This window comes from Candidatus Limnocylindrales bacterium, assembly GCA_035559535.1.
Taxonomy (GTDB): domain Bacteria; phylum Moduliflexota; class Moduliflexia; order Moduliflexales; family JAUQPW01; genus JAUQPW01.
Genome location: DATMBG010000043.1, coordinates 58,728 through 73,842, shown reverse-complemented (window position 1 = coordinate 73,842; position 15,115 = coordinate 58,728). Strand labels below are relative to the sequence as shown.

At 46.1% G+C, this 15,115-nt stretch carries 17 protein-coding genes; 14 read left to right on the top strand and 3 right to left on the bottom strand.

From position 1 onward, the window contains the following. Nucleotides 1–19 precede the first annotated feature (19 nt). Nucleotides 20–1,651, bottom strand: a complete 1,632-nt coding sequence (locus tag VNM22_15980) for an efflux RND transporter periplasmic adaptor subunit (GenBank protein ID HWP48655.1) — start codon at nt 1,649–1,651, stop codon at nt 20–22. A 656-nt stretch (nt 1,652–2,307) separates the two neighbouring features. On the opposite strand from VNM22_15980, the gene VNM22_15975 reads away from it, so the two are divergent. From VNM22_15975 to VNM22_15965, 3 genes are all read left to right on the top strand, one after another. Then, the gene (locus tag VNM22_15975) at nt 2,308–2,448 is read left to right on the top strand and encodes a hypothetical protein (GenBank protein ID HWP48654.1); all 141 of its coding nucleotides are present in this window, start codon (nt 2,308–2,310) and stop codon (nt 2,446–2,448) included. A 197-nt stretch (nt 2,449–2,645) separates the two neighbouring features. Beyond that, nucleotides 2,646–3,131 carry a heavy metal-responsive transcriptional regulator gene (locus tag VNM22_15970; GenBank protein ID HWP48653.1) on the top strand — a complete coding sequence of 162 codons (486 nt, stop codon included), beginning with the start codon at nt 2,646–2,648 and terminating at the stop codon, nt 3,129–3,131. Next, a complete protein-coding gene (locus VNM22_15965) occupies nt 3,121–3,297 on the top strand; it encodes a hypothetical protein (GenBank protein ID HWP48652.1) in 177 nt (58 codons plus the stop codon). The genes VNM22_15970 and VNM22_15965 overlap by 11 nt, the downstream gene beginning before the upstream one ends. Before the next feature lie 670 nt (nt 3,298–3,967). Here VNM22_15965 and VNM22_15960 read toward each other — a convergent pair. After that, on the bottom strand, nt 3,968–4,795 hold the full coding sequence (locus tag VNM22_15960; protein ID HWP48651.1) for a sterol desaturase family protein: 828 nt from the start codon (nt 4,793–4,795) through the stop codon (nt 3,968–3,970). Between the two features lie 169 nt (nt 4,796–4,964). Between VNM22_15960 and VNM22_15955 the strand changes: the two genes are divergently transcribed. From VNM22_15955 to VNM22_15905, 11 genes are all read left to right on the top strand, one after another. Beyond that, the gene (locus VNM22_15955) at nt 4,965–5,846 is read left to right on the top strand and encodes a selenium metabolism-associated LysR family transcriptional regulator (GenBank protein ID HWP48650.1); all 882 of its coding nucleotides are present in this window, start codon (nt 4,965–4,967) and stop codon (nt 5,844–5,846) included. Nucleotides 5,847–6,593: 747 nt separating this feature from the next. Beyond that, nucleotides 6,594–7,304, top strand: a complete 711-nt coding sequence (locus VNM22_15950; protein HWP48649.1) for a TlpA disulfide reductase family protein — start codon at nt 6,594–6,596, stop codon at nt 7,302–7,304. A 161-nt stretch (nt 7,305–7,465) separates the two neighbouring features. Next, nucleotides 7,466–8,221: a sulfite exporter TauE/SafE family protein gene (locus VNM22_15945; protein HWP48648.1), complete on the top strand. Its 756-nt coding sequence runs from the start codon at nt 7,466–7,468 to the stop codon at nt 8,219–8,221. A gap of 71 nt (nt 8,222–8,292) precedes the next feature. Next, nucleotides 8,293–8,511, top strand: coding sequence for a hypothetical protein (locus tag VNM22_15940; GenBank protein ID HWP48647.1), 219 nt, complete (start codon nt 8,293–8,295; stop codon nt 8,509–8,511). Nucleotides 8,512–8,538: 27 nt separating this feature from the next. Then, entirely contained in the window at nt 8,539–9,057 is a 519-nt protein-coding gene (locus VNM22_15935) for a hypothetical protein (protein HWP48646.1), read from the top strand. Next, on the top strand, nt 9,044–9,982 hold the full coding sequence (locus tag VNM22_15930; protein HWP48645.1) for a hypothetical protein: 939 nt from the start codon (nt 9,044–9,046) through the stop codon (nt 9,980–9,982). The genes VNM22_15935 and VNM22_15930 overlap by 14 nt, the downstream gene beginning before the upstream one ends. A gap of 90 nt (nt 9,983–10,072) precedes the next feature. After that, nucleotides 10,073–10,717 (top strand): YCF48-related protein, encoded by a 645-nt coding sequence (locus VNM22_15925; GenBank protein ID HWP48644.1) that lies wholly within the window; start codon nt 10,073–10,075, stop codon nt 10,715–10,717. 90 nt (nt 10,718–10,807) lie between these two features. Then, nucleotides 10,808–10,996: a hypothetical protein gene (locus VNM22_15920; protein HWP48643.1), complete on the top strand. Its 189-nt coding sequence runs from the start codon at nt 10,808–10,810 to the stop codon at nt 10,994–10,996. A gap of 134 nt (nt 10,997–11,130) precedes the next feature. Further along, on the top strand, nt 11,131–11,490 hold the full coding sequence (locus VNM22_15915; protein HWP48642.1) for a hypothetical protein: 360 nt from the start codon (nt 11,131–11,133) through the stop codon (nt 11,488–11,490). A gap of 122 nt (nt 11,491–11,612) precedes the next feature. Next, nucleotides 11,613–12,173 carry a TlpA disulfide reductase family protein gene (locus VNM22_15910; protein ID HWP48641.1) on the top strand — a complete coding sequence of 187 codons (561 nt, stop codon included), beginning with the start codon at nt 11,613–11,615 and terminating at the stop codon, nt 12,171–12,173. Nucleotides 12,174–12,578: 405 nt separating this feature from the next. Then, complete coding sequence (locus VNM22_15905) at nt 12,579–14,156, top strand: multicopper oxidase family protein (GenBank protein HWP48640.1); 1,578 nt, start codon at nt 12,579–12,581, stop codon at nt 14,154–14,156. 294 nt (nt 14,157–14,450) lie between these two features. Here the strand turns inward: VNM22_15905 and VNM22_15900 are convergent, their stop codons facing one another. After that, nucleotides 14,451–15,062, bottom strand: coding sequence for a hypothetical protein (locus VNM22_15900; GenBank protein HWP48639.1), 612 nt, complete (start codon nt 15,060–15,062; stop codon nt 14,451–14,453). Nucleotides 15,063–15,115: the final 53 nt, after the last annotated feature.

The window sequence follows — 15,115 nt, the reverse complement described above, 5'->3', positions numbered from 1 at the left end:
TTCTGTCCCCGCGTCTCTCTCAATGAGTGTGTGCATGCCCATCCGTTCCAACAGGAACTGCTTTGGGAGTACTCGCCAGGCCAAGCTCATAAGCTCCTTTGGTAACAATAACATCGCCCGGGAAAAGCCCATCTTTGATCTCTACATATTGATCATCGCTGATTCCGGTTACAACACTCTGTTTAACCAGAGTCGTACCATTTTTGACAAATACGTATCGCTCAACCCCTTCGGTGAGGAGAGACTCTTTCGGCACGGCCAGGGCTTCCACGGCTTTCTCTACAACTACCGTAAGGGTTGCAAAAATCTCTGGTTTTAGTTTCCGATCTGGATTGGGAACCTCGGCCAGGATATGGATCGTCCGTTTTACCGGATCGGCTACATCCGATATATAATTGACTTTACCTTGAAAAACCTCATCCGGATAACTGGCTACCCGAACCCTTACTTCCTGACCTTGCCTGAAAAGAGCTACATTTTCCACCGGAACATCTCCTTCCACATAAACCACCGAAGGATCTACAATCTGGAAGAGAACTTTCCCGGGCTCTGCAATGATCCCTAATGTTGCGTCCACGCTGGTTACAGTTCCGCTTAAAGGAGAGGTTAAATCAACCATAGCTTCATCTTTGGTCGGATGACCCGGATGGGGAGGATGGCCTAAAACCTCAAGCCGCTGTTTCTTTCCTTCTATTTCTACCTGAAGACTCCGATATTCGGCCTCCTGATTAAGGAGTTCATTGAGAGCTTCATTACTCTCCAGGGGGGTGAACTTCTTAATAAGCTCCTTTGGAGAAAGGGAAAGACTGTCTATCGCCGATTTGCCATCGGCCTTTGAGTTCAATCGGTCAATCTCTTTATCTGAGAGTCCTAAGAGCCTTAACTTCTTCTTCACGCCTTCTAACTCTCCTAAGGCCATCAGGTATTCTGACTCTCGCTGTTGAATTTCCTTGGCCGGAAGAATCTTATCAGAAAGACTTTTAGCCCGCTCCATGCTCTGTTTAGCCAGTTTGACTTTGTTGCTGGCATTGATCAACTCAATCCGATTTCGCTCCAGTTCGTTTCCAATGGCCCGCTGAAGTACCTCCCGGCGGAGGGTCAGAGATGCTTCCAAAGCCTTGAGCCGATGAGTAGCCTCGGTCAATTCTACATGGAGGTTTTCAATTTCCAGGCTTCGAAGCGTAGCCAGTTTTTGTCCCACTTCCACTTTATCTCCCGGCTTGACCAGAATTTCTTCTACCCGGCCTGAAATCCGAGGGCTCACTCCAGTCATACGCTGAGGAGGAAGTTTGATAATTCCAGGTACCTCGACCACTTTTACAAGGGTTCGGATATCGACCTCTGCAACTTGAATTCCCAGGCTGGTCATGGCCTGCTGGCTCAATTGAATTGCCCGGGTATTCCCGGCACCACAGGCATCCGAATTTTCATGATGGTGATCTGGCCGGGTTTCCTCTGAAGGATTATGCTTATCCAGATGGTTATCCCCATTTTTTTCTGTAACCGATAGGGATTCCGTTACGGAACCTTGAGGGTCAGTCACTCTACTCGTGGAAGTTCTTTGAGATTCAGAGTAACCTATCAAAAACCCTATCAGGACTATGAATAACAAGAGATAAAAAAGTCTAGATTTATCTATTTTTTTGCTCATAATACCCCTTAAACACTCCTTTTAGGCGATCAAACTAAATACTTTACCCTTATAGGTCTATAAACGAACTCTCTTTCCGGTTTTAAACTAAAAATCGGATAGTGATGGCTGAGTTAGAATTATATCGGGCGGATGAATTTGAGGACGGGAGAAACCAGGCAGGATAGAACCCAAACGGGAGGATAAAACAGTGAAAAGTAAAAACAAAGAAAAGGGTTCCTTACAGGCTGTCGAAGGGATGGCTACACTGGTACAAAATCCATCTGGGGAGTGAAGAGATCCATGATTAGGCCCTTGCAAGCTTAGTTCTTCAGAATCAAAAAAACATCCTATCACCGTGACAAAAAGAATTAAAATAACCCCACCTATCAAGAATTTAAGGTACTTATCCATAAAAAGAATGCCTCTGCAAGAGGGGCTTCTTAAAGCTAAACCCCTTATTCAGAACAGATCTAAGTTAAAAGCCTCCCCAGATAAAAATTCTATTAAACAAAAAAGGGGAAATTTCCGGAAAAAGACACTAAAAAGCCTTATAAGGGGAGGAATCTAGGTGGTTCGATGAGAGGAGAGGTAAAACCAGGAAGGATTTCACCCAGATTTGATAGGAAAAAGGTGAAAAGTAAGATGATAGAAAGGAAGATGAGAGGTATCTCAATATGAACCGTTTGATTATAGAAGTGAAAGCAGAAATTATTACCCGATCCGTGGGAGTCGTTATGTTGCTCGCCCTTTATTTCTTCCGGGTTTATAAAACACCACAGATATCCCACTGTAAAGACCAGAATAACACCCACTAAAAGAAACCTGTAACGGACAAAATGTGTAAGCATAAAGGAAGTAAATTAAAAAACTTCTATTCTAACTTTAAGATAGAATTTATCTGCCATCTGTCAACTTTAATCTTTCTTATTCATTCAAAAATTTAACAAAACCCTTGACCTTCCCGTATAGGGGAAGGTTTATCTTAAAAGTATCCAGAAGATCGGGGAAAGCTATGGAGAAACTACTTTATATTGGACAAGTAGCTAAAAACACAGGAATTTCACCAAAAACGCTTCGGTACTATGAAGAACTGGGACTTCTTCCTCAGCCGATACGAACGGAGTCCGGATACCGGATTTACGACCCGGATATCCAGGAGCGGTTAGTTTTTATTAAAAAGGCTCAAAGACTGGGATTAACACTTTCGGAGATCAAACAGATTCTGGACATTTATCATAGAGGACAAACCCCTTGTTCCCATATTCAAAAGATGATCCGTCAGAAAATCTCTGAAATTGATATTCAGATCAAAGATCTGCTGACGCTCCAACAGGATCTCCGAGACCTTCTATATCGGTGGGAATGTTCAGACGAGAGGACTTCTGAAAGAGAAACTATCTGTCCCCAGATCCAGAGGTATTCCCCGGTTCCTGGTCGTGAACAAACCCAAACGGTGAATAATCTAAAAAAGAAAGGAGGGAAATCCCATGAAGGCTAAGCAAATTATCTCCCTGTGCCCTGCCTGTAGTGCCTGTCCAACGGTAACAGTTTATGAAGATGAAGTCCATATTGGAGAGGAAGGAAATCTTGTAAAACTCTCCAAAGAAGAATGGAACCTGTTGGTAACCAGCATTTTGAAGGGAGAACTTTCTGAGTTGAAGTAACAGCTTATACTTGGCAGGCAAACAGGACCTACCTATTTTGATAGGCTGGTTTCATCTTAGGGCATATTCATCCGGTTAAGGATGAGACGACACCTCTTTGTCCCCATACGGGCCAGGATAAGGAGGTTAACCGGGGACGGTTAACCTCCTTATCCTGGCCCGTATGTCTTCGAGGGGGGAAAGGAGATGTTCAGGTCGAAAAAAGGCTTTTCCCCTTCTTAGCCGGATGCGTATGCCCGTTAGGGTGTAACTTTTAAACCTGTAAAAAAATACCAAAATCTGACTACTACACTGTTTACTTAATTTTGGCCTCATAGGGCTGCTTTCACTCCTCAGCTCTCCTCTCCCGCAGCGTGGGAGAGGGGCCGGGGGTGAGGACCACTTAAACGTTAAACAAAACTAGGTAAACAAAGTACTACCTTGTAAAGTTAATCTTGATAAATCCTTAAAAGCTCCGTCAGGAGCTGACGGTTTGGAGTAGGTCAAACGTCTCGTTTGACTCCCCAGACGTCTCGTTTGACCCCCCCCAGCGGCGATCTGTTCCGAACCGGTCGCTCCTGACGGAGCTTCCTCTCATAAGGTTGGGGAGCTGTTTTGCTATAAGCAGATCCCCCTAACGGGGTTTTTAAGGTATATTAAAACCAACCTTTACAAGGTGGTAGTCGCTATCTTAGCGACCCAGAACACATTCGCCAGACTTACTGACGAAAGGTAGGGCCAGCATCCAGGGTAAAGTTAAGTACCCGGCATTTCGAAATTCGGGTAATCCAAGAGTCATTTTTTCATGGCCTTCACTGGGCTGATCCCAATAGGTACCGAACAAATAATCCCACCAGGACAAGTTAAAGCCAAAGTTTCTGTTTCTTTCATGCCGTAACACGGAATGATGGACCCGGTGCATATCCGGGGTAACCACAAAAACCCGTAGAATTCGATCTATATAGAAGGGTATTTGAACGTTGCTGTGATTAAACAGAGCCATGATGTTGAGTAATACCTCAAAGATGACCACAGCCAAAACAGGAGAACCAAGTACCGATACTGCCACCAGCTTAATACCTGTGGAAAGAACCATCTCAACAGGATGGAAGCGAATTCCGGTTGTTACATCAAAATCTAAATCGGTATGATGAACCCTATGCAACCGCCATAATACTGGAACGGCATGAAAGAGAACATGTTGAAGATAAACGACCAAATCCAGCACCACTACACTACCCAGGACCGCCAGCCCGTAGGGTACCTTCCAATAGTTCAAAAAGCCCCATCTTTGTTCATGGGCCCAAATAGCCATACCCAGCACTCCCATGGGAAGCAACAATCGTAAAGTCAAGGTATTGAGAAAGGCAATGCTCAGGTTATTTATCCATCGGGTAATTTTAGATATTGTTAGAGTGCGGCGTGGTGTTACGGCTTCCCAGGTAGCCATAAGGGCAAAGACGCCCAAAAAGAAGCTAAGCCGAATGATCATTTCATGGTTTAGAACCAACGTGTCCATTGGATTTCTCCTCGTTAAGAAGCAGAGGGGATCTCTCCATACCTCGCCTGCTTCTATCCGTTCACCGTGAACAGATTTTCGTTGCTGATTTAAAAATTAACTTCTAATGTATCATTAGGGAAATGAATTGTTTAAATGATTATAATAGTTTTTCTTAATGGTAAGAATCATGGATATTCGGGATTTGGAAGTTTTTCTGGCAGTGGCCAAATACTTAAACTTTACACGTGCAGGAGAGGAAATCCACCTCAGTCAGCCAAGTATCTCTGTACGTATTCATCAGCTTGAAGAGGAACTGGGCGTGAAACTTTTCGAGCAGGCAGGTAAGAAGGTGTTATTGACGGAGGCCGGACATCTCCTGGTACCCTATGCCCGACGGGTTGTAGCGGACCTGGAGAATGTCCGGCAGGTGATGAAAGAGTATCAGGGTTTGGAACAAGGATCGTTGAGAATCGGAGCCAGTACAACCCCGGGTATGTATTTGATCCCCAGGATTATTACCCAATTTAAAGGGGTCTATCCAAAAATTGATATCTCCCTTAGCATTGAAAATACGCGTCGGGTCGAAGAAGGTATCGTAAAAAACGAATTTGATTTAGGTTTTGTGGGCGGTCATCTGATTAACGAGGAAGTCGAAACTATCCCCTGGCTCATAGATGAAATTGTACTGGTTGTTCCATCCAGCCACCCCCTGGCATTACAGCAGCAGATAAAACTTATCGATTTGGCAAAGGAACGTCTGATTTTCCGGGAACCAGGTTCCGCTACCCGGGCCGTGATAGAGAATAATTTCCGTACCAGGAACCTTCAAGTCAAGGCAGCCGTTGAATTGGGAAACCCCGAAGCGGTGAAGCAGGCTGTTGTGAGTGGACTCGGTATTGCTTTTCTTTCGAAGTTCTCAGTCGAAACAGAACTCAAAGCAAAAGTTTTGGTGATCGTAAAAGTTCAGGAACTCTCTATCTCGCGAGAGTTGAAAATGGTTTACCGCAAAGGTAAACACCTGAGCCGGGCTACAAAAGCTTTCATTGAAATGGCAAAACAGGGGCAGTGACAATCTTAGCCTATTACCTAAATCCCGGATTTTGAAGAGGGGCAAAAAGCTAAGGGCTATACAAAATTCATTCATTATAGAAAAAGTAAAAAAGGACTTGACATGGGGAGAATCTTTAGTAAATTCTAAGTTGAATGCAGGGGTGCTGGTTTATATTACCCAGTGTCGATATTTTATGGATCAGATAAATCGGAGAAAACAAATAAGCATAGGTCTCTTAGCGCTCTTGATTGCCGGGATTAGTTGCATGTACCTAACCTTATTTATGCACCTGTGCTGCTCTTCTACCTTTGAGCCTTATCATTCCCTACCTTCTTTAAACTGTAATCTATCGTCCAACACCCTGGTCCTTGAAGTTGGTCTTTTTATGTTATTCGGCTTAATCCTTCTCTTTTTCTTACCCCCTGCCGATATTATCCCCCATTTATCAGAATTTATCGATTCCCTTTTTAAACCCCCTCAGCTCGTAATCTGCTTTTCCTAAGACTTTTCTTTTTTCTTCTCACAATCCCTTTAAGTTGAGGTTGTTGGGTGTCTTGCTCAGGAAGTTCCAGCCTGCAGGTAGTCAGGCTGCTTCCAAAGAAGCAGGATAGTAAGGTCCTTCTCCCATTTACGATCTCCGGTTTATCCCAATAAACCGATAGAAGTGGATCTGAAAGGGCGATGACCGTATGGACCCAGAACCCTCTGAGGACCTTTCTGGGATGTGGGAATCTTACTCCCTAAAAACAGCCTGAAAGGATATTTATGCTTAAAAAAATCATAGTAAGGATTTTTATCTTGATCCTGGTCAGTGGAATAGCTCTTTTGTTGCTGATCAGTGGTTCCTGGTCAGTTATTAAAGGCCCGTTGTCAGAGGTCAAGGTATGGATACAACAGACAACGGAGAACCGACAAGGGACAACAGACAAAAGACCGGCCGGTCTCCAGGTAGATGAGTCCCAGGCCGTGGAAGTCGAGACGCTCTTAGCTTCAGCCGAAGAAGATCTCTTTGTTAAAGCTGGTGTGCAGAAGTTCAAGGAGAAAATTGAAGCCCCAGACTTTACCCTGAAAAACCTGGAGGGGCAGGAGGTTAGTTTAAAGGAGTTTCGGGGTAAACTGGTATTTTTAAACTTCTGGGCTACCTGGTGCGGCCCGTGCCGCGCTGAGAAACCAACCATTGAAAAACTTTATCAAGAATTTAAGGATAAAGGGTTAATTGTTTTGGCTATTTCCGTCGACCAGGGAGACTCGGCCCACTTAGTTCAATCTTATATGGAGGAGCACAAGCTCAGCTACCAGGCACTTTTGGATCCTGAGCAAAGGGTAGCGAAGGCTTATGCAGTAAGAGGAATTCCTGTCACGTATTTGATTGATCCAGAGGGGTTTATTATCGGGGCAGCTATGGGAGCACGGTTGTGGGATAAGGATGAGCCGAGAAAGCTGATAGCCCATTTGCTTGAAAAACCTGAAAAATAAGCCGGCATCCTATCTCATACTGATTCTGAATAAATAAGCCGTATAACCTGTTATAGCAACACTCTCTGGAACTGCCCTGTTTAAGGGTAACGAGAAAATTACCCCTATGTAATCAGATAACCTTTTCGGAAGGGATATTACCTATAAACAAGGAGCGAGACATGTTACTTGAGTGGTACACTTTTCTAAGTAAATTCTATGCTTCGGTTGCCGATCCCATTACAAAAATAAGCGATGCCCTTAATATTCCGGTTCTAAGCGCGTTGCTCATGGGAGTTTTAGGAACTACGGCCCCTTGTCAGTTGACCACCAATGCCACCGCCATTGCCTATGTATCTCGACGACTCTCTAACCCTTTCCAGGCTGCCAGGACTGCTTTGGCCTACCTGTTGGGGAAGGTTCTGGTGTATTCCTTGATTGGGGGCCTGGTGGTCTTCTTTGGGACTCAGGCCCAAGCCCTTTCCATCCCGGTGATCATCGTGGTGAAAAAAGCTCTGGGTCCCCTGATGATCCTGGTTGGATTATATATGCTGGGGGTGTTTAAACCAGGGATATCCCTGGGACAAGGTTTCAGCCGGTGGTTGAAAGAACAAGCTCAACAGCAAGGTATCTGGGGAGCTTTTCTCCTAGGCGTGGCTTTTTCCTTTGCTTTCTGCCCGACCTTATTCCTGTTGTTTTTCAGTGTTGTCATTCCCTTGAGTTTATCCGCTACCGGAGGATGGGTCTTCCCGGCTATCTTTGCGCTGGGCACCACTTTGCCACTCCTGGTCTTCACGTCCATCTTTCTTTTTGGATCCGAGCTGGCTGAATCCTATGTGAAAAAAATGAAAAATCTGGATAAGTACCTGCGTCGAATAGCCGGGATCATTTTCCTGTTGGCGGGATTTCATGATACCTTTCTTTATTGGATGTTATGAACCCAGGGTGAGAGGTTAAAGGTTAGAAGGACTTTCACCTTTCACCTTTCCAGGGTTGGAAGGAGATAACAATGATGATCATTCAAACCACAGAAAGATATTGTCCGATTTGCGGACGAGAGGTTCGAGATCTCAACATTAAACGATTCGGAGAGTACTTATGCTCAGAAGAGCATGCCGAAGAATATGTTAAGGAGGTTCGAGCTCAGCGAGCCGGAGTGACCCGATTCAGATCCGAGCCGGAAGAACAGATTACTTATAGATCTTGTCATCGAGTCGGGTGTTGCTAACTTAAACTTTTCACGGGGAGGGAGACTATGAATTGCTGTAATAAGAACGAGGATGATAAGAGTAGTCAAGGTACGAATAACCTGCAAATGGGTGTAAAAGACCTGCTCAAAATGGGAGCGTGTTGTGTGGGCCCTCTGGCAGGGGCTGCAGTTCTGGGGGCATTTGGAATTAATGCTTCTTTCCTGGCTGCCCTGGCCTGTCCTCTCATGATGGGGTATATGATGTGGAGGATGGGAAGGATGCAACCCTCTAAAGGCCAGTCTTCAGAAGTAGAAGGGGCACCTGGAGTCAGAGCAGGTTTAAAACCTGCCCCTATGGACAAATCTGCCGAACAATTTTCCCCAAAATCAATTAAAGAATTGCCTGACTTACCAAAAGCCCAGGAGACTGCTGGAAAGGATCTACCTGGAGAAGGGGAACAGGGTTGGGATGAAAGCAAGATGAATGAGGAAAAGGTCCAAACAAAGGTTGTGACGGAGATTAAGCCGGTATCTGCCGGTCCTGACGGGGCGAAAGGAGAAAGAGAGTCCTATGAAAGAACCTAAGGGAAAACAGAGTAAGATGAAACGATCTAAAATGCAGCGGTATACTAACCTATATAAAATTATAACGGGTCTGATTATAACCTTTGTGCTGGCTTTTGTTGGTTTAAAGATTAGTATTCAGGTTTCCGGTAGCGCTATAGGAAGAGAAGAACTTCTTATCAAAGGACAGCATCTCCACTCTCTGGCTGTTCTGGCTGGAGATCCAGATACCCTCCTGGTAGGGGCTCATGGAGGGCTTTTCAAAAGCACCGACGAAGGAAAAACCTGGGAGGTAGTCCCCGGAGAAGCCACTAAAACCGATGTGATGGGACTTTATGTGCATCAGAGATCCGATCAGGTGATTTATGCCAGTGGCCATGACATCGGCATTATGAAAAGTCTCGATGGAGGGCAGAGGTGGATTTCCCTGGTCAAAGGGTTGCCTGAACACCCCGATGTCCATGCCATGACCTCTAACCCCCATAATCCCCAGGAGGTCTATATCTGGGTAGTAGGTGTAGGCCTCTTTAAAAGTTCGAATGGAGGGGAACGCTGGTCATTGATCAGCCCGGGGTTAGCCAAGATAAATGTGTGGTCTTTAGCCGTTCATCCGGAAAAGTCGGAAACCCTTTATGCCGGAACCAGTGCCGGTTTTTTAGTGACCCGTAATGGAGGGTTTAGCTGGCAGCCAGTCAGGGAGAGATCCCCTGAGAAGCCGTTATTTTCTTTGTTGATAGATCCCGAAAATCCGAAGGTGATTTTAGGGGGGACGCAACAAGGGATGCTTAAGACCGTGGATGAGGGGTTAAGCTGGAGTCCTGTAGAAGGGGTTAGGGAAGACATACTGGCTCTAGCCCGGCATCCTGTAGAATCCAGGAGGGTTTATGCTTTAACGGCCAGGGGAAACATTCTTAAAAGTCAGGATGGTGGAAACACCTGGCAATAAATAGAAAGCAGAAAACAGAAGGTAGAAGGCGAAAGGTGACCAGTCATTATGGCCTACTGCTTTCTGAATTATAAGGGAGGATATGAAAAAATGATGAGAAAAAATCTGTGGTTAATCTTGACCCTGTTGACTATGGCAGTTTTTGGAGGAAGGATCTCTTTCTTGGCTCTCAATAGGGAAGTTTCTGCCCAAGAGAAGGAATCCTCCTTACTTGAAAGTCATAGGATGGAGATGACCGAAATGGAGCATCTCCATGTTTTAGTTCTTAACCCCAAGAATAATACCCTTTTCAAGGGAACTCATCATGGACTTTATAAAAGCACCGATGAAGGAAAAACCTGGCAAAAGCTGGATCTCAAAGGGGATCTTAAAAACTTTGACTTTATGGCTTTAGTACTAGATCCGACAGATCCTCAAGTGATGTATGCAGCGGGCCACGACATGTGGGTAGTTAAGAGTACCGATGGAGGGATAAGCTGGAAGACGGTTAAAAATGGACTTCCCAGTAGCGATGTCCATGGACTCTCCGTTCATCCTACGGATAAACGGCTTCATGCCTGGGTAGTAGATAAAGGGCTATACCGATCCAAGGATGGAGGAGCGAGTTGGCAACGGGTGGACGATGGGCCTCCTGCTGATGTAAAGACCCTAACGGTAGCCAACGTCCCCACAGGAATGGGAGGAATCTGGTTGATAGCTGCGACAGCCGATGGTCTTTATCTAAGCATGGACTGATTTTGAGGATGGAGCAAAGCGGGTGGTCTACCTGCAAACCAAACGGTTTATACGTTTATATTGGATCCCCAAGATCCTCAGGTGTTCTACGTGGGAATGAAAGATGGGGTTTATAAATCCCAGGATAAGGGACGGAGTTGGAATCGAGTGGGGGAAGGGTTAAGCAACATTACAACTCTGGTCATTCACCCTGAAACCCGGGTATTATATGCAGGAAGTAGCGATGGAAAGGTTTTCAAAAGCTCGGATGGGGGAGCGCACTGGAAGGTTACAGATTAGTTCTACCTGTATAGAGTCAGAAGAGGGAAGATCTCTAACCCTGGAGAAGAGCCCTTTAAATTAAAAAATCGGAAGTAAGGAAAGATCTTTTTAACCTTTTTACCGAATTACCGACAAATAGGAGGTAAGTAACCATGTTTAGTTTTAAAAAAATTATATCCACTATAAGTGCAATTCTTTTGATCTCCACAGCAGCCGTAACCATGGCTGCAGAAGAAACCCAGACCCTTACCGGTCATATTTATTGTGTATTGCCAACAGATACCGGTGTAAAACTTGAGCCTGGAGTCTGCCCCGGAGGGGAAGGCCATGGCGCCCATGTCCTTAAAACACCCGATGGCAAACTGATTCTCTTACAGGAAACTCCGGATCTGGAAAAAAATCTGTCGAAACTCACTGCAGAGCAAAAGAAGAATGTGACTATGGAAGGTAAAATGATAGGTCCTACAATTTTTAACCCAGAAACTATCAGATGGCCCTGGCTTCAGAGGTAGCTTGAAGCCAGCTAACTTAAAAAGCCTGAAGGGAGACAAAAAGTTCTACTTTCAAACTTTAAAAGGAGAAAAGTGGAAGTCCGGGCTAATCTCAACTTTGTTGGAATATGACCGCATCAGGTATGGAGAAAAAGCTAATTTTGATCCTTGTGATCAGCCCGATCCTTCTGGTTCTAACTGTGTTTGCGCTGGCTTTTATACAGAGGGATAAAAGCTCAAAAACCCTTCAAAAACCTGAACCTCTTAAAATAGGGTCTTTGGCCCCGGACTTTACTTTCCCGGATTTAAATGATTCAGAAAGAAAGTTGTCAGATTATCGAGGCAAGGTGGTATTTATCAACATCTGGGCCACGTGGTGCCCTCCTTGTATTTACGAGATGCCGTCCATGCAACGGCTTTATGATCAGTTAAAAGGAGAAGATTTTGAGATACTGGCGATCAGCATCGATGCCTTGGGAAAGCAGGTTGTTGAACCCTTTATACAAAAGTATCATCTGACTTTCCCCGTTTTGCTGGATCCCACGGGAAAGATAAAAAAACTTTATGCAACCACCGGGGTTCCCGAAAGCTTTATTGTAGATAAGAACGGGATACTGGTTTTGAAAGTTATAGGACCTCAAGAGTGGGATTCCGAGGATGCCCTAAAATTTTTTAGAAGGTTGATTCAAGGTGAGAGGAGCTAACCCTTACCTTTCTCACTTCCCCTTTCCCCTCTTCTCCTGTCCCCTTCTCCCAACTTGGGAAAGGAGAAACGAGGGCATAGGCGCCAGGAGAAGGATAAGAAGCCCTGTCAGGGGCGAACTGTGGGTAGCTTCCAACGCAAGTCGGGGGATTCAGTCTTCAGAATTTTCTTCAAGCTCCGGAGGAGCGGCCTGTGAAACAGGTCGCCCCGCTGAGGTTAACCTTCTTATCCTGGCGCTATGGAAAACGAGGGGGAGAGAAAGCGAGAACCCAGGCAATCTGTGAGTCCCTCCTTCCTGACACGGAAAGGGGATCCGGTTAGAAAAAACTATCCCTGAGGGGGGGGAGAAGGCAGGAGGAACCTTTTAATGAATAAACCTTCCATAGAAAGTAGGAGGAACGGAATCATGAAAGATCAAGGGCATTTAAGGGATAATGCCGGAATAACAGCAATAAAGGAGAAGTCTTTCTCACGGCGAGAGTTTCTAAAAATATCTGGACGGGTAGGATTAGGTACTCTGGCCCTCATAGCTGGTGATGGAGCCCTGCTCCTGGAACAGGAGGGTGTCAGGCAACAGAAGGGTGCTGTTGGAATCCGAGAGATCTATCTGGAGGCACGGGAAGTGGACTGGGAGCTGGCTCCGGGTAAAGTTATCAAGGCCATGGCGTACAATGGTCAGATTCCGGGTCCCGAGATCCGTCTCAAGGAAGGGGAGCGGGTTCGGATCGTCTTGAAGAATGCACTTCCTGAATCGACGACCATCCACTGGCATGGGGTGGATGTGCCCAATCCCATGGACGGAGTGCCAGGAATCACCCAGGATCCCGTCAGGCCCGGAGAGACCTTTGTTTATGAGTTCGAGGCCCGACCTGCAGGGACTCGCTGGTACCATACCCACTTCCAGGAGCATCGACAGCTCGACCTGGGTCTCTATGCCCCCTTCATCATCGAACCTGCGGAGGAAAAGGAACCCACCTTCGATCGTGAGTACACCTTGATTCTCGACGACTGGGCCACCGGGATAGGACGCCCACTCCCGAGCACACGGGCAGGGACCGCAGGCCGTCGTGGTAGTATGGGAGGGATGATGAATGGCATGATGGGCCAGATGATGGAGAACATGATGGATCGTGAAGGAATGGAAGATAGAATGGGTGGCATGATGGGTAGCAGACAGAGGCCCATTTACGATACCCTGACCATTAACGGAAAGGCCTATCCTGCCACCGAACCCCTTCACGTCCACAAAGGAGAACGCGTCCGGCTTCGGATTATCAACGCAAGTGCCGACCACACCCATGTCCTCCGCCTGGCGGGACACCGCTTGAAGGTAACCCACACAGATGGGAATCCATTGGCGCAACCTGTAGAGGTGGATGCAATACCCATTGCCCCCAGCGAGCGATACGATGCCCTCTTCGTAGCAAACCGACCCGGTACCTGGTTCCTGTTTTGTGCCGAGCCCGGCCATCCTGCTGCAGGTGAACGGGTCCTGGTAGTATACGATGGATACGAAGGAATAGAACCAGACAGGCCACCAGAGGGGATAACCGGCTTGAACCTTTGGCACTACCGTTTAGGTCTGGGCAAGGAAATCTTGCCAAAACCCTTCGGGCAGGAACGAACCTTTAACCTTACCCTAAGCGGCGGGATGATGGGCTCTGATACCTGGACTATCAACGGCAGGCAGTATCCCAAGACCGAGCCTCTACGCCTCCGGAAGGGGGACCTGGTCCGGGTTCGTTTCTTTAACCACAGTATGGAAGCCCACCCCATGCATCTACATGGCCAGTCCTTCAAGGTCCTGGCAGTAAACGGCCAGAAACTTTCTGCTCCTATCGTGAAGGATAGTGTGGATGTGGAGGCCCATATGGGTTCGGTAGATATCGAATTCACCGCCTATAACCCAGGAGATTGGTTCTTTCACTGCCATAAGCCCATGCACATGCAAGGGGGAATGATCACCCTTACCAAGATCGGTTGATAGCTGGAGATCAAGAGGTCTAACCTACCTAAGACTGTGATGTAGAAACCCAGCTTACACCAGAGACTTTAAGGAAGTAGAGTTAGGTAAAGAGGTCCAGACCAGCAGAATTCTCACCTTTTTTGTGAACAGGAAACCACTCTATTCCCTGGGTTTTGAAGCTTTTCAGGAGGCAATCCAAAAGGAGTTGGAAAAGAAACCTCCCGATGCTGAAAGCTTTCTTTCTCGTTCAGCGCATACATATACTTCCAGATTATGGTCGATAATGTTTTCAAGTGTTTTCTTGTATAGACATCAGGTATGGTGATGCCCACCGGACTTGTCGCCCCCTCCACACCCATCTGAAAGATTCCAAACTTCTGTGACCTGTTCTCCTGTAAACTTATAATTTCGAATTAAATATTTGCCCAACCCACTGTATACATACCATCGCCAACACTTACAACAACAGGGTCCCCCCTCATCAGCGTGCTGCATCGCATAATCATACGCCCTTTGTTCCTCGGAAGTCAATTGGAGGCTCCGGTCCGAAGTAAGTAATTTTTTAGCAAGTTTTACCTCAATGTCATAGGGATCCGATGGGATTTCCGGGATAGAGCTATATTTTTTTAGACCTTTAATCTGTTCGCTATAACGATGTAAACTCATAGGACTGCAGCATGAGCCCTGCAGACGCGCTGTATCTGGCATGGAAGGAATAGAGTTAAGAAACGATAGAGAACAAGATGAATTGCCGTGTTTGCTTAGATACTCAAACCGTTGAACCAGGGCTTCATCAGCCGGATCGTTCGAAGGCTCTTTAGAAACTTCTTTTGAGGAACCGGCTAGGGGGGGAAGATACGTAATTCCCGATACTATTGAAAATACAGTTAACAGGATTAAATAGTTTGAAATTTTATGCCTCATAAACCCTCCTTTTTAAGCCTTGTTGCTGTTTCCCCTTCGAGCTTTTGATATTT